General features: G+C 56.3%; 1 protein-coding gene. It reads left to right on the forward strand.

Going from position 1 to position 504, the window contains the following annotated elements:
- Positions 1-7 precede the first annotated feature (7 nt).
- Positions 8-91: a hypothetical protein gene (locus P0D80_RS51120; protein WP_408296596.1), complete on the forward strand. Its 84-nt coding sequence runs from the start codon at positions 8-10 to the stop codon at positions 89-91.
- Positions 92-504: the final 413 nt, after the last annotated feature.

Below are 504 nucleotides of genomic sequence, written 5' to 3' on the forward strand. Positions count from 1 at the left end.
CATGGGCATGCAGGAAATCGCGGATCTGCTCGGTATCCACCGATCGACGCTGTTTCGGCTCCTTTCGCAACGTTCAGATCGCGTCGCATAGTGCCGTTAAAGATACATAAGGAGGGAACACCGCCGCCCAGCATCACGATCACCAACTCGCCGTGCTGGACGTAGTACAAGCGCCTGCCTGGCCCGAAATGTTCGCGCATCTCGAGCACGCCTTCTCCTACAGGCTCCACGTCGCCCAAATTGCCAGGCTCATTGCCCCATCGATTTACGTGCTCATGCTCAGTTTGCGCTCATCACAGGCTGATTTTCCCACGCTAGGATACTACCAGCGACGCATAATGCATCGCCCCGTGATCTTCAGTGATCTCTTTGTCTCCTCATATCTCCTTCAGATATGATCTCAGCCCTCCGCCCCGGAGGGCCTTTTTTTGGTGCGCGAGCGTGGACCATCGAACCGGGATCACGCGACGGCGACGGGATGTCAGTACCGGATTCGATATACTC

The organism is Paraburkholderia sp. RL17-373-BIF-A (assembly GCF_046030175.1).
Taxonomy (GTDB): Bacteria; Pseudomonadota; Gammaproteobacteria; order Burkholderiales; family Burkholderiaceae; genus Paraburkholderia.